Source organism: Marinobacter sp. NFXS9, from assembly GCF_040148665.1.
In the GTDB taxonomy this organism is placed as follows: domain Bacteria; phylum Pseudomonadota; class Gammaproteobacteria; order Pseudomonadales; family Oleiphilaceae; genus Marinobacter_A; species Marinobacter_A mangrovi.
This window is the reverse complement of sequence record NZ_JAGDDW010000014.1, coordinates 79,969-99,536: the sequence shown is the minus strand read 5'-3', so window position 1 is coordinate 99,536 and position 19,568 is coordinate 79,969. Positions and strand designations below refer to the sequence as shown.

General features: G+C 61.7%; 21 protein-coding genes. 9 read left to right on the top strand and 12 right to left on the bottom strand.

What is annotated here, in order from left to right; translation table 11 throughout:
* Positions 1-2: 2 nt before the first annotated feature.
* Positions 3-1,067 carry a succinylglutamate desuccinylase/aspartoacylase family protein gene (locus tag J3364_RS18500; RefSeq protein WP_123635740.1) on the top strand — a complete coding sequence of 355 codons (1,065 nt, stop codon included), beginning with the start codon at positions 3-5 and terminating at the stop codon, positions 1,065-1,067.
* A gap of 419 nt (positions 1,068-1,486) precedes the next feature.
* Here J3364_RS18500 and J3364_RS18495 read toward each other — a convergent pair whose 3' ends face one another.
* The 3 genes from J3364_RS18495 to J3364_RS18485 form a co-directional block, all read right to left on the bottom strand.
* Positions 1,487-2,842, bottom strand: coding sequence for a PhoH family protein (locus J3364_RS18495; protein WP_123635739.1), 1,356 nt, complete (start codon positions 2,840-2,842; stop codon positions 1,487-1,489).
* Positions 2,843-2,943: 101 nt separating this feature from the next.
* Complete coding sequence (locus J3364_RS18490) at positions 2,944-3,432, bottom strand: CBS domain-containing protein (protein ID WP_349559665.1); 489 nt, start codon at positions 3,430-3,432, stop codon at positions 2,944-2,946.
* 161 nt (positions 3,433-3,593) lie between these two features.
* On the bottom strand, positions 3,594-4,319 hold the full coding sequence (locus tag J3364_RS18485; RefSeq protein ID WP_349559664.1) for an START domain-containing protein: 726 nt from the start codon (positions 4,317-4,319) through the stop codon (positions 3,594-3,596).
* Between the two features lie 151 nt (positions 4,320-4,470).
* On the opposite strand from J3364_RS18485, the gene J3364_RS18480 reads away from it, so the two are divergent.
* Positions 4,471-5,466 (top strand): DUF2804 domain-containing protein, encoded by a 996-nt coding sequence (locus tag J3364_RS18480; RefSeq protein WP_349559663.1) that lies wholly within the window; start codon positions 4,471-4,473, stop codon positions 5,464-5,466.
* Positions 5,467-5,507: 41 nt separating this feature from the next.
* On the opposite strand, the gene minE is transcribed toward J3364_RS18480, so the two are convergent.
* The 5 genes from minE to J3364_RS18455 all read right to left on the bottom strand — a co-directional run bounded on the left by minE (position 5,508) and on the right by J3364_RS18455 (position 8,170).
* Complete coding sequence (gene minE / locus J3364_RS18475; protein WP_123635735.1) at positions 5,508-5,765, bottom strand: cell division topological specificity factor MinE; 258 nt, start codon at positions 5,763-5,765, stop codon at positions 5,508-5,510.
* 6 nt (positions 5,766-5,771) lie between these two features.
* Positions 5,772-6,581, bottom strand: a complete 810-nt coding sequence (minD, locus tag J3364_RS18470) for a septum site-determining protein MinD (RefSeq protein ID WP_123635734.1) — start codon at positions 6,579-6,581, stop codon at positions 5,772-5,774.
* A 127-nt stretch (positions 6,582-6,708) separates the two neighbouring features.
* A complete protein-coding gene (minC, locus tag J3364_RS18465) occupies positions 6,709-7,473 on the bottom strand; it encodes a septum site-determining protein MinC (protein ID WP_349559662.1) in 765 nt (254 codons plus the stop codon).
* The gene (locus J3364_RS18460; protein ID WP_349559661.1) at positions 7,473-7,886 is read right to left on the bottom strand and encodes a HopJ type III effector protein; all 414 of its coding nucleotides are present in this window, start codon (positions 7,884-7,886) and stop codon (positions 7,473-7,475) included. The genes minC and J3364_RS18460 overlap by 1 nt, the downstream gene beginning before the upstream one ends.
* Positions 7,886-8,170: a DUF1244 domain-containing protein gene (locus J3364_RS18455; protein ID WP_123635732.1), complete on the bottom strand. Its 285-nt coding sequence runs from the start codon at positions 8,168-8,170 to the stop codon at positions 7,886-7,888. Before J3364_RS18455 ends, J3364_RS18460 begins: the two co-directional genes overlap by 1 nt.
* A gap of 107 nt (positions 8,171-8,277) precedes the next feature.
* Here J3364_RS18455 and dinB point away from each other — a divergent pair, with 107 nt between their 5' ends.
* Positions 8,278-9,339, top strand: a complete 1,062-nt coding sequence (dinB, locus tag J3364_RS18450) for a DNA polymerase IV (protein WP_349559660.1) — start codon at positions 8,278-8,280, stop codon at positions 9,337-9,339.
* Between the two features lie 9 nt (positions 9,340-9,348).
* Here dinB and J3364_RS18445 read toward each other — a convergent pair whose 3' ends face one another.
* Entirely contained in the window at positions 9,349-9,909 is a 561-nt protein-coding gene (locus J3364_RS18445; protein WP_349559659.1) for a phosphatase PAP2 family protein, read from the bottom strand.
* Complete coding sequence (locus J3364_RS18440) at positions 9,878-11,065, bottom strand: glycosyltransferase family 4 protein (RefSeq protein WP_349559658.1); 1,188 nt, start codon at positions 11,063-11,065, stop codon at positions 9,878-9,880. Before J3364_RS18440 ends, J3364_RS18445 begins: the two co-directional genes overlap by 32 nt.
* Positions 11,066-11,278: 213 nt before the next feature.
* Between J3364_RS18440 and J3364_RS18435 the strand changes: the two genes are divergently transcribed.
* From J3364_RS18435 to J3364_RS18415, 5 genes are all read left to right on the top strand, one after another.
* Complete coding sequence (locus J3364_RS18435) at positions 11,279-12,316, top strand: NADP(H)-dependent aldo-keto reductase (protein WP_349559657.1); 1,038 nt, start codon at positions 11,279-11,281, stop codon at positions 12,314-12,316.
* A gap of 122 nt (positions 12,317-12,438) precedes the next feature.
* The gene (locus J3364_RS18430) at positions 12,439-13,572 is read left to right on the top strand and encodes an alpha/beta fold hydrolase (RefSeq protein WP_349559656.1); all 1,134 of its coding nucleotides are present in this window, start codon (positions 12,439-12,441) and stop codon (positions 13,570-13,572) included.
* Between the two features lie 180 nt (positions 13,573-13,752).
* On the top strand, positions 13,753-14,073 hold the full coding sequence (locus tag J3364_RS18425) for a hypothetical protein (RefSeq protein ID WP_349559655.1): 321 nt from the start codon (positions 13,753-13,755) through the stop codon (positions 14,071-14,073).
* A 143-nt stretch (positions 14,074-14,216) separates the two neighbouring features.
* Entirely contained in the window at positions 14,217-16,382 is a 2,166-nt protein-coding gene (locus tag J3364_RS18420) for an acetyl-CoA hydrolase/transferase C-terminal domain-containing protein (protein ID WP_349559654.1), read from the top strand.
* 48 nt (positions 16,383-16,430) lie between these two features.
* Positions 16,431-16,892 carry an FKBP-type peptidyl-prolyl cis-trans isomerase gene (locus J3364_RS18415; RefSeq protein ID WP_349559653.1) on the top strand — a complete coding sequence of 154 codons (462 nt, stop codon included), beginning with the start codon at positions 16,431-16,433 and terminating at the stop codon, positions 16,890-16,892.
* Positions 16,893-16,899: 7 nt separating this feature from the next.
* Here J3364_RS18415 and J3364_RS18410 read toward each other — a convergent pair whose 3' ends face one another.
* The gene (locus tag J3364_RS18410; RefSeq protein ID WP_349559652.1) at positions 16,900-17,715 is read right to left on the bottom strand and encodes a lysophospholipid acyltransferase family protein; all 816 of its coding nucleotides are present in this window, start codon (positions 17,713-17,715) and stop codon (positions 16,900-16,902) included.
* Positions 17,709-18,488 (bottom strand): GNAT family N-acetyltransferase, encoded by a 780-nt coding sequence (locus tag J3364_RS18405; RefSeq protein WP_349559651.1) that lies wholly within the window; start codon positions 18,486-18,488, stop codon positions 17,709-17,711. The genes J3364_RS18410 and J3364_RS18405 overlap by 7 nt, the downstream gene beginning before the upstream one ends.
* 318 nt (positions 18,489-18,806) lie before the next feature.
* Between J3364_RS18405 and J3364_RS18400 the strand changes: the two genes are divergently transcribed.
* Positions 18,807-19,544 (top strand): response regulator, encoded by a 738-nt coding sequence (locus J3364_RS18400; RefSeq protein WP_123635721.1) that lies wholly within the window; start codon positions 18,807-18,809, stop codon positions 19,542-19,544.
* Positions 19,545-19,568: the final 24 nt, after the last annotated feature.

Below are 19,568 nucleotides of genomic sequence, written 5' to 3'. Positions count from 1 at the left end.
CGATGGCGCGCGCCCCATTCAAGATTGCGGGACACGAAATCCCCGCCGGGTCACGACAGACCGTCGAAGTGCCGGTGGCCAAGCTCTACACCCATACGCCGCTGCATATTCCCGTGGAAGTGGTTCACGGTCGGCGCGATGGCCCGGTGATGCTGGTCTGTGCCGCCATCCACGGCGACGAGATCAACGGTGTGGAAATCATCCGTCGGGTCCTGCGTTATGGGGCGTTACGCCACCTGCGCGGCACGCTGATAGCGGTGCCCATCGTCAATGTGTTCGGCTTTGTGCAGCGCACCCGCTACCTGCCGGACCGGCGTGATCTGAACCGGTGTTTTCCGGGGTCGGAGACCGGCTCCCTGGGCGGTCGGATCGCTTACCTGTTCCGCACCCAGATTATGGAGAGCGTGACCCACATCATCGATTTGCACACGGGCGCGATCCATCGCTTCAACCTGCCGCAGGTTCGTGCGGAGCTGAAGAACCCGGAAACGATCCGTATCGCGGAGGCTTTTGGGGCGCCGGTGATCCTGAATGCGAGCCTTCGTGAAGGCACCTTGCGTGAGTATGCGGATTCACTGGATATTCCGGTTATCACGTTCGAAGGCGGCGAGGCGCTTCGTTTTGACGATGTGATCATCTCCAGCGGCGTGCGGGGCATTATCCGGGTGATGCGGGCGCTGGAGATGCTTCCCCAGAAGGCATCGCGCATCAAGGTCCGGAAACGCTCGGAGTTGGCGGAAAGCTCCACCTGGGTGCGGGCCGACATCGACGGGATCATGCGGCCGATCGTGCGCCTGGGGCAGCGGGTGCGCAAAGGGCAGAAGCTGGCGGTGATTGCCGATCCCTTCGGCGAGACGGAAACCGCACTGCTGGCGTCAGTGTCCGGCATCGTCATCGGCATGAACAACCTGCCGCTGGTGAACGAAGGTGAGGCGATCTATCACATTGCCCGCTTTGAGGAGCTGGCGGAAGCGGAGAAGGCGATGGACTATTTCCGCTCCAAGTTCGATTCGGAGGTGACCGAGGCGGTGTTGCCGGTGCATCCTTGGGACGATCGGGAGAAGTAGAGATTTCGCGAGGCGGGTTGCATTCGAAATGTAGCCGACGCTTTAGCTTCGGAGGGCCCGCCAGGGCCCCGTCTTTTCCGACCCGACGTTGATATTCCTCCTGCCCGGGCGCCTATGGCACCTCCGAAGCTAAAGAGGGTGTTGCAAAAGCCCCGGTACTACAAGAGCTGCGTCGTACACTCCCTCTCCCCTCGAGGGAGAGGGCCGGGGAGAGGGGGAGGCGCCGTCAGGCGCCCTTCTATTCCAGGCGATTATCTCCGGCGAGGCTTTCGCCTCGCCCCCCTCTCTCCAAACCTCTCTCCCGCTAGGGGAGAGAGGCTTTTACCCGAAAGCTTTTGCAACACCCTCTAAAACATCGGCTACATTGGTCGGGGAATGGGCTTGGCTCGGGAGCCCAGCCCATTCGTTGATGGATCTCCCTAAAGATTCGCTTCCGCAAACTCCGCCAGAGCCGACCTCGGCACCCCTTGCAGGTGGATGTGCCCACCGTGGCGGAAGCCCTTGAAGCGTTCGGTCATATAGGTCAGACCGGAGCTCAGGCCGCTCAGGTAAGGCGTATCGATCTGCGCCAGGTTGCCCAGGCAGATCACCTTGGAGCCGTTGCCGGCCCGGGTGATGATGGTCTTGATCTGGTGCGGTGTCAGGTTCTGGGACTCATCGATGATGATCAGGCTGTGCTGGAAGCTGCGCCCGCGAATGTAGTTCAGCGATTTGAAGTGCAGCGGCACCTTGGACAGGATGTAGTCCACGCTGGCGGTCATGTTCTCGTCGTCCTCGTGCAGTGCCTCCAGGTTGTCGACGATGGCCCCCAGCCAGGGTTCCATTTTTTCCGCCTCGGTGCCCGGCAGGAAGCCGATGTCCTCATCCAGGCCCTGGGTGCTGCGGGTGGCGATGATGCGCTTGTAGGTCTTGCTGGCGACGGTCAGCTCGATGCAGGCGGCCAGGGCCAGGATGGTTTTACCGGAGCCGGCAGAACCGGTCAGGTTGACCAGGTGGACGTCCGGATCCATCAGCAGGTTCAGGGCCACTGCCTGGTAGATGTCCCGCGGCACCAGGCCCCAGACCTCCCGGTTCAGCAGATCCTGCTGATGCAGGTCCTGCAGGACCAGACGATCCTCTTCGATATCCACGACCTTGCCGACGAAGCCCTGCTCGTCGAGTACGAACTCGTTGATGTTGAGTTTGGCCAGCTCCTCTTCGCGTCGCAGGATGTGCTCGGTGACCCCTTCGCGCTGTACGGTTTCCACCTTGTTGATGGTGTCCCAGAACGACCCGCTGAATTCCCGGTAGCCCTTCGGGAGCAGGTCGATATCGTCCAGTAGCTGATCGTTGTGGTAGTCCTGTGCCTCGACGCCGAAGCCGCGCGCCTTCAGGCGCATGTTGATGTCCTTGCTGACCAGGATGATGTCCCGGTCGGTGTTGCGGGCCTGCAGTGCTGCTAAGGTGTTGATGATCTTGTTGTCGTTGAGGTGCTCGGGCAGGGCGTGATTGCTCGAGTGTTCGGTGCTCATCAGGATCGACAGCGTACCCAGCGGGTCCGCCTTGCGGGCCCGGACAATGGGCACGCCGCGTTCGATATCCTTCGGGGTGGCGTCGCCCAGGAGCTTGTCGATATTGCGGATGGCCTGGCGGCAATCCGCCGCAACCGCCTGTTTACCGGACTTCAGACTGTCCAGCTCCTCCAGAACGGTCATGGGAATGATCACATCGTGTTCTTCGAAATTGAGCAGGGCGTTGGGGTCGTGTATCAGGACGTTGGTGTCGAGGACGTACATCTTTTTCCGCTCTTGCGGTGCTGAGGGCATAGGGCTCGATACCTCGCAATGGACGTTTTGATCGTTCTCCGCAGACGCGTGGGCACGCGTTGCCGTTTCTGTCATAGCAGGCAGCGCTGTGTCAGCGCGTTGTCGGAGATCAGTTTCAGCATGTCGTAGGTGGTTATGATGCCGGTGACTTCTCCTTCGTGAGTAACAAAGATGCGGTGCAGGTGTTCTTCCATCATCAGGTCGGCAATTTCCCGCACGGGGGTGTCCTCGGCGACCGAGACGACAATCGGGGTCATGATGTCCCGGACTTCCACCGGCAGTTTGCCCATTTCCTCGAAGATGAACATGCGCAGGCGGCGGGCTTCCTTCTGCTCTTCCGGCGTCAACTGTTGTTCGGCATCGGAGGGGCGGGAAGACGACCAGCGGAATTCGGCCACATCCTTGAGGGTAGCAATGCCGATGATACGGCCCTCATCATCGGTGACGGGGCTGCCGGTGATTTCGTGGTCGGTTAGGAACCGGGTGAACTGGTCCATCGTCCAGGACTGGGGGACTGCTTTTACACTGGGTGTCATGATCTCGCGTGCGAGAACCGTCATTATCGCTATCCTGCTCTGACGCGTGGGGCCTTTAAACCGGTGTTGGCGTCCCGTCCAGCTGGACTGCTTCAGGCCCCTGGTGTACCAACAGGTGCGGCGCTCTTCCGGTGCCTGTCACCTGCATCCTATTCAGGATTCTAACTGGAAGCTTATACGCTCTTCTAATCGTCGTCACCCTCCGCGTGACCCGATTTGACCACATTCACCAGTTCGCCCTGGTCGTTGTAGACGAGCCGGTAGCCCGCATAGCGGGGCTTGTGCGCGACCTTTTCCAGGCTGCGCATCGACTTGACGGGAATGTCGATCACCAGTGAATTCACCAGCCAGCTGGGGAGGGTGCCGTTGGGTTCGGTGTGCTGGACCCAGGTCATGCGGGTGCGTTCCGGACCCAGAGGCTCGAAACGATACAGGGTGTCGGATTTATCCACGCGCACGTAGTCGTCATCTGCCGCCCGCGCCCCGGGGATAGCGTTCAGATCCATTTCCACCACGCCGCTTTGCTGGTCGCCATGGGTACGAATGCGCAGGACGTAGTCGCGATCCTGCACCGGCCAGGGCATGTCGTTGACGGAATAGGCGTAGCGATCGTGGAAATTGCCATCACCGAACGCTTCCGATGCCGCACAGTTGTGGACCCATTCCAGGCAGGATTTGGGATTGATCATCACCGCCATCAGCTCCGCCATGGACACCTTCAGGTCCGCCACCGCCTTGAAGGCTTCGAAATCCGAATCCTTGACCTCGGTGGTGTAGATGCGGATGTTGTCGTCCTCCTTCTGCAACTGCCAGTCCGCGTCCAGTGGCGGCAGGGAGCCGGCATGGCCCCATGCCGGTGTGAGCAGGGCGGCCAGCAGCAGGGAAAAGCGTGTGCGTGTCGTCAGTCTCAACGGGGGATCCTTCTTTTCGGCGATAGTGGGCGGTACGATAACACGCGCTTTAAACGCCAGAATGATACTTGACCGGCAGTTTTGGGGATCCGCCGAGCGCTGTCCCCATCGGCCTGATCGGGCGCTGTCAGAATAAGGACAACAACAACTCATGGACCTGATCCAGCCCTCCGGCCAGCCCTGTACCGGTGTTCTCGATACGCCGGTTGACCATGTTAACTATCGCGATTTTGACCTGCGCTCGGTGATGGACCGACCGCGTTCCCGGGCGGCCCGTTATTGGCGATTCAATCAGTTTCAGTTCATCAGCGCGATGGGACCGGACTGGTTGATGGGACTGGCGGTGGTGGACCTGCGGCTGGTCAGCAATGCCTTCTTCTATATCTTTGATTTCCGCACGGGAGAGATGCACGAGCAGAGCTGGCTCAGTCCGCTGGCGCTGGGCACCGATTGCGATCAGTATCCGGAGCATGGCCATGGTCGCTTTCATCGGGGCAGGACGCGCATCGATATCCAGGGTGACGGGCGCCAGCGACATGTTGAGCTGTCAGCGGGCGATGTGTCTTTGAACCTGACGCTGAGCGGTGACTCGGCTCCTCTGCGGGTCTGCAGTCGCGCCGGCTATGACGGCTGGGTCTTCACCCGTAAATCGGCCGGTCTGGCGGTGAGCGGTGAGGCTCGCTGGGGCGATCGGATGTATGCGATGGACGAGCGCACGCGCGGCACCATCGACTGGAGTGCGGGTTTCATGCGCCGGGAAACGGCCTGGAACTGGGCCTGTCTGGCCGGAACGGCTGACGGCGGCACGGTTGTCGGTCTGAACCTGGCTGCGGGCGTCAACGAGACCGGGGTGACCGAAAACGCCCTGTGGCTGGATGGTGCCCTCATCAAGCTGGATCTGGCCCGGTTCGAGTTCGATCGTTATGCGCCGGATTCCGCCTGGCGGGTCACCACGTCCGACGGGCGCGTCGACCTCACGTTTGAACCGGCCGGCGTGCGGCGAGAGAAGCTGAATGTGGGGCTGCTGGCGTCCAATTTCCGCCAATACGCGGGGACGTTCAACGGCCATGTTGTGGGCAACGACGGGCAACGGGTGGCGGTGTCAGGCATGCGCGGGCTGATGGAGGATCATTTTGCCCGCTGGTAGGCGAATCACGGACCGACACGAGGCGCGCCGGTCCGGATGATCTACTGTTGGTGTTCGGGCAGGGTGACGTTCAGTTCCAGTACCGAGCAATCGTCATTGCGATCCAGCTCGACCTGCACCATGTCGTCATCGATCTGCACGTACTTGCGAATCACGGCAATCAGCTCCTGCTGCAATTGCGGCAGGTAGTCCGGTTGATCCCGCATGCCGCGCTCGTGGGCGACGATGATCTGCAATCGCTCCTTGGCGACATTTGCCGTGTTCTTCTTCTTACTCTTGAAGTAGTCGAAAAAACTCATTCGGCGTCACCCCTTGAACATGCGTGAGAAAAATCCCTTTTTGGCCGCAGTCAGGAAGCGGTGCTCGCGCTCTTCGCCCAGCAGTCGGCCCACCGCATCCTCATAGGCCTGGCCGGCATCGCTGTCGTCTTCCAGGATGACCGGGAGCCCCTGGTTCGACGCGTTCAGAACGATCTGGGACTCCGGAATGACACCCAACAGCGGAATGGCGAGGATCTCTTCCACGTCGCCGACCGACAGCATCTCGCCCCGATCGACGCGGTCCGGGTTGTAGCGGGTCAGCAGCAGGTGTTCCTTGACCGGATCCAGCCCCATCTCCGAACGCCGTGACTTGCTCTGCAGAATGCCCAGGATGCGATCCGAATCGCGCACCGAGGAGACTTCCGGGTTGGTGACAACGATCGCCTCGTCGGCGTAGTAGAGCGCCATCTGCGCGCCGTGCTCGATCCCGGCCGGGGAGTCGCAGACGATGTAATCGAAGGTTTCGGCCAGTTCGTTCAGAACCTTCTCGACGCCTTCCTGGGTCAGCGCTTCTTTCTCGCGCGTCTGGGAGGCGGGCAGGATGTAGAGGGTTTCAACCCGCTTGTCCTTGATCAGCGCCTGGTTGAGGGAGGCTTCGCCCTGAATCACGTTGACGAAGTCGTACACCACACGACGCTCGCAGTTCATGATGAGATCGAGGTTGCGCAGGCCCACGTCGAAGTCGATGACTACGGTCTTGAAGCCGCGACGCGCCAGGCCGGTGCTGATCGAGGCGCTGGTTGTGGTCTTGCCCACGCCACCTTTACCTGAGGTAACGACGATTATCTTAGCCAAGGTTGCAGTCCTGTTAGCTGAAAGTGAAGCGTTCTATCAATCTAATGGCCCCGTAGGGCAATTCCCTGTTTCCGGCCTTTCAGATGTGTGCCTGAGGCCTGTTTTTGGAACCTTCGGAAAGGTCCCTTTATTTATCGAGTGGCGTGACCACCAGCAAATCATCCTTGAGCTGGAGCTGTACAGCCTGCTTCCAGCCGTGTTCCTGCAGATCTTCCGAGATTTTATAGTGTCCGGCAATGGAGACAAGCTCTGCTTCCAGTGATTGGCAGAAAACCCGCGCTTCTGAGAGGCCGTGCACACCCGCCAGGGCGCGACCGCGCAACGGGCCGTACACATGGATGTTGCCGGCGGCCAGAACTTCGGCTCCGGCCTGAACCGGCGCCAGGATAATCAGGTCGCCTTCAGGTGCATAGACCTGCTGGCCGGAGCGGACTGGCTGGGTAACCAGCCGAGCTGCTGCCGGAGCAGGGCCGGCGGCGGTTGGCGCTGGATCGGGCGTGGTCGGCGCCGCTTCCTCAACCGCGGGTTCGGCCGGTTCCGGCGCCCGGGGTTCGCGCTGTGCGGTGGCCGGCAGCAGTGCCAAGGCGGCATTTCGGGCCAACCGTCGCTGGTCGTCGTCGCCCCCGCGAACCGCAACCACATGGATGTTGTGGCGGCGGCAGATGCCAATCAGTTTGAAGAAGTCCAACTCGGCCGTCGGGCCTTCGTATTTTTCCAGGCTCACGACCAGCGGAATGTCCCGGAAAAAGCCCGGTGCCTGGCGGATCTTGTCACGCAGGGTTTCCTCGAAGGCGTCTTCCTCAAAGAAATGCAGTTCCAGGGCGGTCAGCGGGACGTTCGCGCCCTTGAGCTGGAAGCATTGACTGGTTTGAGTGGCGTCCGCTTCCGGCATCAGCGTCCTTCTCCGTTGTTGGTGTTGTCGTCAGTGGATTCGGAATCCGGGGAGTCGAGCGGCGACGCCCGGAAGACCAGCGCCCGCCCGTCGAATGCAATGCCCGACCAGCCGGTGCTCATGAATTGTCTGATGTTAGCGTGGCTGCTTCCGGACGGATCATCCATTACGGTGCGGTAATGGCGCCCGAAACACGCCAAGGTCTGCTGTTCGGCGAGGCCAGCCAGTTGGCCCAGGGCGAAGATGCGGCAGGAGCCGCTGTTTTCGTCGGGGCGATTTTCCAGAAGTCCGTTGCGAAACGCAGTCGGGGTGAACTCGAAGAAACGGTCCACCAGCGCCAGGGTGTCCTCGAAATCGGAACGACCTGCGTCCAGGGCCGCAAGATGGATGCGCAGGGCGTTCTGGAAATCCATCATTGGTCCGACTTGCCGGTGGGCTGCTTGCTACCGGTCTGGTAGCGGGCCTTCCACTCCTCATAAGGCATGCCGTAGATGAGTTCCCGGGCTTCCGGGTCGGACAGTTCCTGACCGCGGGATTCGGCTTCGGCGCGATACCATTTGGACAGGCAGTTACGGCAGAATCCGGCCAGGTTCATCAGATCGATGTTCTGGACGTCGGTGTGGGTGCGCAGATGCTCGACCAGCCGACGAAACACCGCCGCTTCGATTTCGGTTTGATCCGGGGTCCGGTCAGTCATTGCAGACGTCTCCTCTTGATGAATCCTGACATTCTCGGCATACAGCGGTAAGATACAAGTCTGTATAAATATACAGCCATTCGATCTGGCAGGTTAGCCCCGGGGTTATGGCGCAACGCAAAATCATTCATCTGGACTGTGACTGCTTCTACGCGGCGGTGGAAATGCGGGACGATCCGTCGCTGCGAACCGTGCCACTGGCCGTGGGTGGCGGTGGGGCGCGCGGCGTCGTGTCCACCTGCAACTATCTGGCCCGGGAATACGGCATCCACTCGGCCATGCCCGGCGCCGAGGCCCGGCGGCGTTGTCCGGATCTGGTCACTGTGCCGGTGGATATGGCGCGCTACCGGGCGGTGTCGCAGCAGGTGATGGCCATTTTTCGGGAGCTGACCGATCTCATCGAGCCATTGTCCCTGGACGAGGCCTTCCTGGATGTCAGCGATGTCGAGGATCATAAAGGCAGTGCCACGCTGATGGCGCGCTACCTGCGTGAGCAGGTGCGGGAAAAGGTGGGCATTACGGTGTCGGCCGGTGTGGCGCCCAACAAATTTCTCGCCAAGATCGCCAGTGACTGGGAAAAGCCCGATGGCCTGTTCGTGATCCGACCGGAAGATGTGGACGCGTTCGTGGTCAACCTGCCGGTGGAAAAACTGTTCGGTGTCGGCAAAGTCACCGCCGGCAAACTGCACGAGATGGGCGCGACCACCTGCGGCCAACTGCAGCAATTCAGCCGGGAGGATCTGGTGGAGCGCTTTGGCCGCCACGGCGCCCGCCTCTATCACATGGCCAGAGGTGAGGATAACCGACCGGTGACGGTTACCCGGATCGCCAAGTCGGTGTCGGTGGAGCGGACGTTTTCCCAGGATTTGCCCAATCGCGAGGCCTGCTATCGCGTGATGGCGTCGCTGGTGCAGGATCTGGAGCGCCGCCTGAGCCGCAAGTCCGACCGGCCGATTCACAAACTGTTCGTCAAATTGCGCTACAGCGACTTTTCCACCCACACACTGGAGCGGGTGCGGGATCGTATTGAGGCGCCGGCCGCGGAGGATTTCCAGCCGTTGCTGGAAGAGCTTTACAAGCAGGCCGACCGGCCGGTGCGTCTGCTGGGGCTGGGGGTGCGCTTCCGTGATGACGCGGCGCCAACGCGCCAGTTACGTCTGTTTGAGTAAACCGGCTGATCAGGCGAGCAGCATAAACGTCGGCAGGGCGTAAGACGCCACGGTTCCCATGCTCCCGCCAATTACGGCACCGGCCAGCACGTCGCTGGGGTAGTGCAGGCCCAGCACCACGCGGGACGCCGCCACGCTGAGTGTAAACGGCAGGATCAGCAGGGCCAGGTCCGGCAGCGTCATGGCCAGCAGCGTATTGAAGCAGACCGCGTGCAGCGTGTGGCCAGACGGGAAGCTGTAGCGGTCCAGAGGCGGTGTACCGCAATGGATCGCCGGGAACGAAATAAACGGCCGCTCGCGGATCAGGGTTTTTTTCAACCCCTTGTAGGTCAGGGTGCAGGCGCCGCCCGTCGCCGCCATCAGCAGTGCGAGCGCAAGGCCGGCCTGGGGGTGCAGGATGGGCAAGGCGAGGATCAGGGCGTACCAGAACCAGCCGTCACCCAGCCGGCTCACCACCCGGAAGTAGGGCAGGACGAACCGGTAGCGCAGGCAACCGTTGATGCTCTGACACAGCAGGAATTCCCGCTGGTCGACCCGTTCAAAGAAGCGAGACGCTTTGCTTGCCGGCATGACGTTTCTCCCGGTAACGGAGATTGAACACAATGTTTTCGAACTGTTCGACCAGTCCGGGCCAGTGGATATCCAGGGCATCCAGGCGGGCCTGGCTGCGCAGTCGGCTGACCAGCGACGGCTGATCCGCCAGTCGCAGGGCGGCTTCGACAAAGCCTGCGGCGTCGTCGAGGGGCACTTTCATGCCGTTTTCCTCATGGCGCAGGTGCTCGCTGGCGGCCGCGTCGTCGAAGGCTACCAGGGCCAGGCCGCTGGCCATGGCTTCGGTGACCACGTTGCCGAAGGTTTCTGTCTTGCTGGGAAACAGGAACAGATCGGCCGATGCGTAGTGGCGGGCCAGTGCCTCGCCCCGCTGCATGCCGCAGAAGATATAGTCGGGATGGCGTTCCTGCAGGCGTCGGTGCAGCGGCCCGTCTCCGACCAGGATCAGCTTGGCGCGCGGGTGGATGTGGCGCAGGCGCTCGAAGGTGGACACCACCAGCGCCAGGTTCTTCTCCGCAGCCAGGCGGCCCACGTAAATGACCCCGAGGTCGCGATCGCCGAGGTGCCAGCTTTCTCGCAGGGCCTTGTCCCGACGGGCCGGTGCAAAGCGCTCACAATCCACGCCGCGGCTCCAGACCGCCACCGGGGCAACACCCATGCGATGCAGCCGCGACTGCATGCAGCGTGTCGGCACCAGGGTGAGCTGCGTCCGGTTGTGGAACCAGCGCAGGTAACCTTCGATCGCTTTCTTCAGCCAGCCGGCCCGGTAGTGCTGGCTGTACTGGTGGAAATTAGTGTGGAAGCCGGAGCAGACCGGAATTTGCAGCCGGCGAGCCGCATTCAGTGCCGCCAGGCCAAGGGGGCCTTCGGTGGCGACATAGACGACATCGGGTCGCGCCTTCTGCCAGTGACGAACCAGTCGTCCGGCCCGGGTCAGTCCGAACTGCAGCTCTGGGTAGCCGGGCAGGGGCAGGCCAAACAGGGTGAGGGTCTGATCAATGCCGGGCGATGTGGCAGATTTGCTCTCGCCCTTTTGACGTGGGCGGATCACCGACAACCGATGGCCGCGGCTGCGCAGGCCCTCGCAGAGTTTGCCGAGGGTGTGGGCCACGCCGTTGATTTCCGGCGGGAAGGTCTCGGTGACGATGGCGATATGTCGCTGACGCTCGATCAAGTGCGCTCCGTCATGACGGCGACTCGGGCCGGCTGGATGGTTTGGGGTATAGTCAGTACGCTTTCCTGCCAGCGAGTCCGGGTGAATCTCTGGAGCAATGCGCACTCAGGGTGCGCCGTTGCCGCTCATTCCACTATGGAAAGGCCAGATGACAGTTAGACGACAGCCCCGTGACATTCCGTTGAACAATGCACCGGCTTTGGAGATGTAGATATGCAAAAGCGCAAGTTGGGACGTACCGACCTCGAGGTCAGCCTGATCTGCCTGGGAACCATGACCTGGGGCCAGCAGAATAACGAAGCCGAGGCGTTCGAACAGTTGGACTACGCGACGGCCAATGGCATCAACTTTATCGATGCCGCCGAAATGTACCCGGTGCCACCGCGTAAAGAGACCCAGGGGGCGACCGAGGCCTGTCTGGGCAACTGGTTGCACCAGCGTGGTCGCCGGGACGACCTGATCATCGCCTCAAAAGTCGCCGGTCCGGGCAATGGTCTGGACTACCTGCGTGATGGTCCCCGCCTGACGCGGCCCCATATCCGCGCGGCAGTGGAATCCAGCCTGCAGCGGCTGAAAACCGACTACATCGACCTGTACCAGGTGCATTGGCCGGACCGGAACACCAACTTCTTCGGCAAGCTGGGCTATCAGCATAATGCCGACGAGCAGTCGACCCCGATCGAGGAGACGCTGGAGGCCCTGGCTGAGCTGGTGCAGGAAGGCAAGATCCGCCACATCGGCCTGTCCAATGAAACGCCCTGGGGCACCATGCGCTACCTGCAACTGGGGGAGCAGCACGGCTGGCCGCGGCCCGTGAGTATCCAGAATCCTTACAACCTGCTGAACCGCTCGTTCGAGGTGGGCGGCGCGGAAATCGCCCATCGTGAGGATGTGGGACTGCTGGCCTATTCGCCGCTGGCGTTCGGCGTGCTGTCCGGCAAATACCTGGGGGGGCAGAAGCCGGACGGCGCCCGCCTGACCCTGTTCGAGCGTTTCCAGCGCTACAATGGCGAGCGGGCCGATGCGGCCACCCGGGCCTACGCTGAGTTGGCGGCGCAGCACGGCCTGAGCCTGACGCAACTGGCGCTGGCTTACGTGAACAGTCGGAGCTTCCTGACCAGCAACATTATCGGCGCCACCACCATGGCGCAGTTGCAGGAAAACGTGGCGTCGGCGGAGGTGACGCTCTCGGATGACGCGTTGCAGACCATCGAAGACCTGCACGCCGAATTCACCTATCCCTGCCCGTAACGGGCGGTTCGGCCGGCAATTGGCCGGAACCGCAGGATCCAGCCGCGCCGGGTGCCATTGCGCGCCCGGCGCGGCTGACGCATCATCGCAAACCTGCTGATAACAATAACGGACTTTTCAGAATGCGCCCGCGTCGCAAAGACAGCCTCACCGGCAAGCTGCTCTCGGCTGCCGTCCATTCGGTGGAACGGCGCCTGCTTTCGGACAACTTCAACATTTCCAACCAGACGCCGTACCGCACGATCCATCGTGACGGCATCATGAGCGTTCGTCATTACCAGCCTCTCGGCGTTGACGAAATCCGGGTTGGCAACGAACCGCTGTCGGTGTCGCCGCACTGCTTCCGGGTGCCGGTCCTGCTGGTGCCGCCGCTGGCCGCTACCTCCATGATTTTCGATCTGTTGCCGCAGCGCTCGCTGGTGCGCTACCTGTTGGCCAGGGGCTTTGACGTCTATCTGGTGGATTGGGGCGAGGTGACCGCCGATCACAGCGATCTCTCCCTGGAAACCTATGTGCTCGACTGGATGCCGGCTGCCCTTGAGGCGGTTCGGGATGACAGCGGTCAGGCCGATGTGTCCATCTTCGCCTACTGCATGGGCGGACTGCTGTCGCTGATGTATGCGGCGGCCTCCGGCGATCGTCACATTCGCAACATGGTGACGGTGGCCAGCCCGGTGGATATGCACCAGATGGGGATTGCCGGTGGCTTCCTGTCCGCGGTCTATCGGCCGGCCCAGATCGTTTCCGGCGTGCTCAACGTGTCCCTGCTGGACCTGCCGGCGCGCTACTTCCACATTCCGGGCTGGATGAATGCCCTGGCGTTCAAACTGACCAATCCGGTCGGAAGTCTGGTCAGTTCGCTGGAGCTGGCGGTCAATCTGTGGGATCGGGACTACGTGAAGGTGCACAGCACCATGCAGAAGTGGTTCAACGACATGGTTGATTATCCGGGCGAGACCATCAAGGGCATGGTGGTCCACATGGCGCTCAACAACCGCATGGCCCGGGGCAGCATCCGACTGGGCGGAGAAAAGGCCACGTTTGATCGCATCGATTGCGCGTTGCTGGCGTTTGCCGGAGAAACCGACAAGCTGGTGAGGGTGCCGGCTGCCCACAAGGTGATGGATATCGTCGCGTCCGAGGACCGCGAGTTCTGCGTGGTTCCAGGCGGTCACGCCGGTGTTTTTGCCGGTGCCAGTGCGCCGGAAAATACCTGGCGGATCAGTGCGGATTGGCTGTCGAAACGGTCCGATTAGCCGCACTCGGGCAGGCCTGAAAAATAACGTTACATGGCGTGACCGTTTATTGACAAAAAAGTGGCCGCCGGACGCCGGAATGCCGTCAAAGTTTGCGTTAAATCACATTTTACAGATCGTTCATTGATAGACTAATGTCTAACCAATTTGAATAAATATCGGGCATTTTCGGGCGTCTCCATGGTCATTCGCATCTTCCTCCTGCTGCTGGTTCTCAACTCGCTGGCCTTCATGGTCAAGGCAGATGCGGCCGAACGTGCCGAATACCGTCAGGATGCTTTCGACAACCGCTATACCTCGCAGGACACCATGCCGGACGATCTGCAGCAGGACGATGTGGATGCCGCGGTCGAGCTGGGCTCACGGCTACTGCAGTGGCGTTTTTCACGCACCGATGATGACGGCAAACACTACGCATCCGAAAGCTTTCAGGCCGATCACGGCCTGGCACTGATCGATCAGGGTGACGGCGCCTGCCTGAACCTGAAGTGGGATTTCTGAGCCAACCGGCCTGATTAGCCTCCCGATTTTCCCCTGAAAACGTTGTCCCGCCGCCGCCCTCATGTGATGATCTTTTGGCACTGAACGATGGGCCTTCCGGTCGATTCACCGGATGACGTCCCGCTCTGGTCAAGGAGAGATTTATGGCGGTTGCACCGATTGTGTTTCCCCGGCCCGATGCCTGTGTCGATGCCATTATCGAACGGGTGGGGCGTGACATCGTCCTGGGATTGCCCCTGGGACTGGGGAAACCCATTCATCTGGCCAATGCCCTGTATGCCCGGGCCAAAGCCGACCCCGGGCTGAAGCTGCACATCGTGACCGCGATCTCGCCACTCGCGCCCGCAGGCAAGTCGTCCCTGGAAAAACGCTTCATCCAGCCCTTCGCGGAACGGCTGTTCGGGCACATTCCCGAGCTGGCCTACGCGCGGGATGTGGTGATTGGCCGGCTGCCCGACAACGTCACGGTCTCCGAGTTTTTCTTCAAGGCCGGCTCCTTCCTGAACAATCGCCAGCAGCAGCAGAATTACATCTGTACCAACTACACCCATGCGGTGCGGGATCTAATGGCGTTGGGCGTCAATGTGGTGGCGCAGATGGTGGCGCCGCAACCGGACGGCGGTGACGATTCCTACAGTCTCAGTTGCAACCCGGACCTGACGCTGGATCTCATTCCGCGGCTGCGAGAACAGGAAAGCGAAGGGCGCGCGGTGGCGATTGTCGGCGAGGTGAACCGGGCGCTGCCCTATCTGGCCAATGACGCGGAAGTGCCGGCTCACGTGTTCGATCTGATGGTGGACGCGCCGGCCGATGACTATCCGCTGTTTCCTGTGCCCCAGCAGCCCATCAAGCCCGCCGATCACCTGATCGGGTTCTACGCCAGTACGCTGCTGCGTGATGGTGGCACGCTTCAGGTGGGTATCGGCTCGCTGGGCGCCGCGGTGGTGCATTCAGCCATCCTGCGCCATCGGGACAACGAGGCCTATCGGCGCGTGTATGACCATCTGGATGTGGCCGGTCGTTTCCCGGTCGCAACCGAGTGGGGCGGCGTCGAACCGTTCGATGAAGGGCTGTACGGCTGCAGCGAAATGATGGTCGACGGCTTCCTGCATCTGCTCAAGGCCGGCATCCTGACCCGGGCGGTCTACCCGGATACGGCCCTGCAGGAACTGATCAACGCCGGCAAACTGGGGCACGATGTGTCCTTGGCCACGCTCGACACCCTGCGAGCGGAGGAGTTGATCGATTCACCGCTCCGGGCACGGGATGTCCAGTGGCTGCAGCAATTCGGTATTGTGCGTGACGACGTGGCGTTCCGTGGAGGGCGTTTGCAGGTCAGTGACATCAGCTTCGATCCGGACCTGGACGACGAGGAAGCCCGCGCGCTCATTGCGGCGATTCTGGGCACCCGGCTGACCGGTGGCACGGTGCTGCACGGTGGCTTCTACCTGGGTCCTGCGGACTTCTATGAGCAGTTGCGGCACCTGCCGCCCCACGAGGCGTCACAGATCTGCATGACCAGCGTGAATTTTATCAACCATCTCTACGATCACCGATTTGGGGATCAGCGTCTCAAGGTCGCCCAGCGGCAGGAAAGCCGCTTCATCAATTCGGCGATGATGGCGACCCTCGATGGCAGCGTGGTCTCGGACGGTCTGGACGATGGCCGGGTGGTCAGCGGCGTCGGTGGTCAGTACAACTTCGTCGCCATGGCCCACGAACTGCCGCGGGGCCGCTCGATCCTGGCCCTGCGCAGTACCCGGGGCAGTGGCGACAAGGCGCAGTCCAATATCGTCTTCAGCTACGGCCACTGCACGATTCCGCGTCACCTGCGGGACATCGTGATCACCGAATACGGCATTGCGGATCTGCGCGGTCGTTCCGACGAAGACGTCTACCTGGCTTTGATCCGTATCGCCGATGCCCGTTTCCAGCCGCAATTGCTGAAACAGGCGCAGAAAGCCGGTAAGGTGCGCGCCTCGTTCAAGCTGCCGGACGCTTGGCAGCGCAATACCCCCGACTCCGTTCGGCAGGCATTGCGGGCGGCGGGGGATAACGGATTTCCCGAGTTTCCTTTCGGCTGTGAGTTCACCGATGATGAACTGACCCTGATGCGGGCATTGAAACGGCTGCAGGGCGCCTCCAAGTCACGGAGCGGAAAATTCAAGCTGTTGTGGCAGGCGATGCGGACGGAGCCGGCGGATGACGCCCTGGCACCGTATTTACGCCGCATGGATCTCGAATCACCTGCGGGGTGGCGGGCCAAGCTGGATCAGCGGTTGTTGATTCACGCACTGCGACACATTTAATTCTGCTGTGCGCCTGAAGGTGCGCGGCCGCAAGACAGGACCGGAGTTATGCAACGCTCTTCCATCTATACCGTTCACTACCGTCTGAAAAACCAGGAAGGCGAAGTGGTGGATACCTCCGATGGCGCGGAACCACTGCAGTTCATGCTGGGTGCGGGCAACGTCATCCAGGGCCTCGAGGAAGCGGTGAAGGACCGCGGTATCGGTGACTGCCTGGAAGTGACCATTCCTCCGGAAATGGCTTACGGCGAGATCAATCCCGAGCTGATCCGCAAGGTGCCACGGTCGGCGTTCGCCGGTGTGGAGGATCTCAAGCCGGGCATGAAATTCCAGACCAACAGCGGTGAGGACGCGCAGATCGTGCAGGTGGTGGCGATCGACGGCAACCTGGTGAAGGTGGACGCCAATCACCCGCTGGCGGGCTTTACGCTCTACTTCGAACTGGAGATCATCAACAAGCGCGCGGCCACCGACGACGAAATGGCCGCCGGCCAGCCGCTGGAACCCTGATCCCGCTTCAGGTGCCCAGGTGCGGACGCGGCGGTTGGCCGTCGGGCTGGGTGCCCGGCTGGCCGGCGCCACGATGGATGTCCGCCAGACCCTGTCGGACAGTGGTGTGCAGCTCCTGGACTTTAGCCGGGAGGTCGTCGTCCGCCGTCAGGTAAACCGGGGCATGCAGGATGATATCCACCTGGACGGCCGGTTCCCGCAGCATGCGCACCAGGTGCTTCTCGAACTGGTCATCCCCCACAAACGGGGCCAGAGGGTCGGGATGCTGATCGCGTCGGTAGCCGATGCTGATAGGCTGGACCGGCACGCCGGCCGACACCGCCGCCGCCAATAGCCGATTGTGGAACGGCAAGACCGTGATGCCTACCGTGGTCGTGCCTTCTGGGAAAACCAGCACCGATTCCCCATGGCTCAGCGTCTCCGTGATCTGATCCCGGGTGGCATGGGCCTGTCCGCCGCCGCGGCGGATAAACAGCGTACCCGCCTGCTCGGCCAGCCAGCCAATCACTGGCCAGCGCCGCACTTCAATCTTGGACAGGAACCGCAGGGGCACCACGCCGCCCAGGATCGGTATGTCCGACCAGGAAATGTGATTGCTGACAATCAACGCTGTGGTGTCGGGACGCTGCCCCCGGATGGTGACCCGAAAGCCGAGGCAGCGGGAGGCCAGCGCGAAACAGAACCGGGCAAACGGAGCCCGCCCGACGGATCGGCGGGTGATCGTCTCGAACACGGTGATCACAGACGCCAGCGCGGCGCAAAACAGCAGCGCTACGCCGAACAGGGTCAGCCGTGAGGTGAGGCGCAGCGGTCGCATCAACATGCGGCAGACGCCTCCGCAGGACGCATGAAGTGGCGACTGTAGCGGCCAGCCAGTTGGCTGACTTCCAGCAGCACCAGCAGGTCGGCGCAGCGGAACTCCGGATCCCAGCAGGGCTCGCCGCAAACCCTTGCCCCTAAGCGCATATAGGCGCGAATCAGTGGCGGAATGGCAACGCTGGTCTGGCTGGCTGCGGACACATGCGTCAGGTGGGGCAGGTCGCGCCGGGGCTTGACCCGCTGGCTGGTGTCGGTCAGGTAGCGCTTCTGCAGTTGCTGGGTGATGCGCCAGGCTTTCAGGCCGCCGTCCGCCATCCCGATGCTGGCACAGCCGATCAGGTAGTCGACCTGTTCGCGAATCAGGTACTCGGCCAGGGAGGACCACAGCAGGCTGATGGTGGCGCCGTTGCGGTAATCCGGGTGGACGCAGGTGCGCCCGAGTTCGGCAAGCTGGCCCGGGAGCCGGCGCAGGCTGTCCAGTTCGAACTCGCCTTCCGAGTAGAAACCACCGGCGTTTTCGGCGTCGCGCTGGTGCAGCACGCGGGATGTGGCCACCAGTTCGCCGGTCTGGCTGTCGGTAACAATCAGATGATCGCAAAAGGCATCGTAGGTGTCCTGGTCGATGCCGGGTGTTGTGGCGCCGAGGTCAGAGCCGTACTCCTCCGAGAAAACGCGGTAACGCAAACGTTGGGCCGCCTCCACCTGTGCAGGATCGCGTGTGATGGTGGCCTGCAGGCGGCGGGCGCTGCTGACGGAACGGGCTTGTTCTGCTGACATGACAGGTTTCTCTTTATGACCGTTTCCCGTCGAGCCTATGAAGCGCGGATTGCAGTTGAATGAAGGGTGTGTGACGTCCCCGTGACAGGAATCGTGATTTCGGGCCATGTCACGACTTGTTACTGTGGGGCTATTCCATGTATTTTTCTGAACAGCATGTATAATTGCTGTTACATGGCGTAGCTTCAGGCAGCGTGATTGCCGCGGTGACAACCTCAGTGGTTTCCGGCCTCCTCGGCAGGGCCGGTGCAATGCACCCCGGAACGGGCCGGAACCCGACGGCGGCAATCGACGGTAAACGGAAAAACAAAATCAGAGATGGATGGCGTGGAACAAGCTAACGAGAGTTGTAGAGTTCTCATTGTTGAGGATGACAAGCGCCTGGCGGATCTAACGCGGGAATATTTGGAAAGCAACGGTCTGACGGTGTCTGTTGAGGAAAACGGAGCCAATGCCGTCGAGCGTATCCGCCGGGAAGAGCCGGACATTATCGTCCTTGACCTGATGCTTCCGGGAGAGGATGGCCTCTCGATCTGCAGGCGGGTGCGCCCGTTCTACACCGGACCGATCCTCATGTTGACGGCGCGTACCGACGATCTGGACCAGGTTCTGGGTCTGGAGATGGGCGCCGACGATTACATCTCCAAACCGGTGCGACCCCGGGTGTTGCTGGCGCGTATCCGGGCGCTGCTGCGCCGGGTCAACGACAAGAGCGAGAGCGAAGCCGAACCCAAGTCCACCGAAGAACCGGTACGACTGGAGTTCAACGACCTGGTGGTCGATCGTTCCATGCGCGAGGCCTGGCTCAACAACGAGAGCATCGACCTCACCAGCGCTGAATTCGATCTGCTGTGGCTGCTGGCATCCAGCGCCGGCCGCGTCCTGAGCCGGGAAGAAATCTTTACCGCGCTGCGCGGCATTGAATACGATGGCCAGGACCGGTCCATCGACGTGCGCGTTTCCCGTATCCGACCGAAAATCGGTGACGACCCGGTACACCCGCGTCGCATCAAGACGGTACGCAGCAAGGGCTATCTGTTCGTCAAGGAAGCCTGACGGGACCATCTCTGTCTGATCCAT

What these genes read in the sequence shown, in the direction of transcription:
- J3364_RS18410 (WP_349559652.1), bottom strand. Translation starts at nt 17,715, where the DNA reads ATGTTGATGCGACCGCTGCGCCTCACCTCACGGCTGACCCTGTTCGGC.
- J3364_RS18400 (WP_123635721.1), top strand. Translation starts at nt 18,807, where the DNA reads ATGGATGGCGTGGAACAAGCTAACGAGAGTTGTAGAGTTCTCATTGTT.
- J3364_RS18490 (WP_349559665.1), bottom strand. Translation starts at nt 3,432, where the DNA reads ATGACGGTTCTCGCACGCGAGATCATGACACCCAGTGTAAAAGCAGTC.
- J3364_RS18435 (WP_349559657.1), top strand. Translation starts at nt 11,279, where the DNA reads ATGCAAAAGCGCAAGTTGGGACGTACCGACCTCGAGGTCAGCCTGATC.
- J3364_RS18415 (WP_349559653.1), top strand. Translation starts at nt 16,431, where the DNA reads ATGCAACGCTCTTCCATCTATACCGTTCACTACCGTCTGAAAAACCAG.
- J3364_RS18430 (WP_349559656.1), top strand. Translation starts at nt 12,439, where the DNA reads ATGCGCCCGCGTCGCAAAGACAGCCTCACCGGCAAGCTGCTCTCGGCT.
- J3364_RS18500 (WP_123635740.1), top strand. Translation starts at nt 3, where the DNA reads ATGGCGCGCGCCCCATTCAAGATTGCGGGACACGAAATCCCCGCCGGG.
- J3364_RS18480 (WP_349559663.1), top strand. Translation starts at nt 4,471, where the DNA reads ATGGACCTGATCCAGCCCTCCGGCCAGCCCTGTACCGGTGTTCTCGAT.
- dinB (WP_349559660.1), top strand. Translation starts at nt 8,278, where the DNA reads ATGGCGCAACGCAAAATCATTCATCTGGACTGTGACTGCTTCTACGCG.
- minE (WP_123635735.1), bottom strand. Translation starts at nt 5,765, where the DNA reads ATGAGTTTTTTCGACTACTTCAAGAGTAAGAAGAAGAACACGGCAAAT.
- J3364_RS18445 (WP_349559659.1), bottom strand. Translation starts at nt 9,909, where the DNA reads ATGCCGGCAAGCAAAGCGTCTCGCTTCTTTGAACGGGTCGACCAGCGG.
- J3364_RS18495 (WP_123635739.1), bottom strand. Translation starts at nt 2,842, where the DNA reads ATGTACGTCCTCGACACCAACGTCCTGATACACGACCCCAACGCCCTG.
- J3364_RS18420 (WP_349559654.1), top strand. Translation starts at nt 14,217, where the DNA reads ATGGCGGTTGCACCGATTGTGTTTCCCCGGCCCGATGCCTGTGTCGAT.
- J3364_RS18460 (WP_349559661.1), bottom strand. Translation starts at nt 7,886, where the DNA reads ATGGATTTCCAGAACGCCCTGCGCATCCATCTTGCGGCCCTGGACGCA.
- minC (WP_349559662.1), bottom strand. Translation starts at nt 7,473, where the DNA reads ATGCCGGAAGCGGACGCCACTCAAACCAGTCAATGCTTCCAGCTCAAG.
- J3364_RS18405 (WP_349559651.1), bottom strand. Translation starts at nt 18,488, where the DNA reads ATGTCAGCAGAACAAGCCCGTTCCGTCAGCAGCGCCCGCCGCCTGCAG.
- J3364_RS18425 (WP_349559655.1), top strand. Translation starts at nt 13,753, where the DNA reads ATGGTCATTCGCATCTTCCTCCTGCTGCTGGTTCTCAACTCGCTGGCC.
- J3364_RS18455 (WP_123635732.1), bottom strand. Translation starts at nt 8,170, where the DNA reads ATGACTGACCGGACCCCGGATCAAACCGAAATCGAAGCGGCGGTGTTT.